Below are 293 nucleotides of genomic sequence, written 5' to 3' on the forward strand. Positions count from 1 at the left end.
GCCTACGGGGGGCAGCAGTGGGGAATCTTAGACAATGGGGGAAACCCTGATCTAGCCATGCCGCGTGAGCGATGAAGGCCTTAGGGTTGTAAAGCTCTTTCAGTGGGGAAGATAATGACGGTACCCACAGAAGAAGCCCCGGCTAACTTCGTGCCAGCAGCCGCGGTAATACGAAGGGGGCTAGCGTTGTTCGGATTTACTGGGCGTAAAGCGCACGTAGGCGGATCGTTAAGTCGGGGGTGAAATCCTGGAGCTCAACTCCAGAACTGCCTTCGATACTGGCGATCTTGAGT

1 rRNA gene is annotated in these 293 nt (G+C 55.6%); it reads left to right on the forward strand.

Annotated features, from left to right (window positions below):
- Nucleotides 1–293: ribosomal RNA gene (locus tag ACTHS4_RS11825) — 16S ribosomal RNA — on the forward strand; the annotation flags it as partial.

This window comes from Neisseria sp. P0014.S009 (genome assembly GCF_051958155.1).
In the GTDB taxonomy this organism is placed as follows: Bacteria; Pseudomonadota; Gammaproteobacteria; order Burkholderiales; family Neisseriaceae; genus Neisseria; species Neisseria flavescens_C.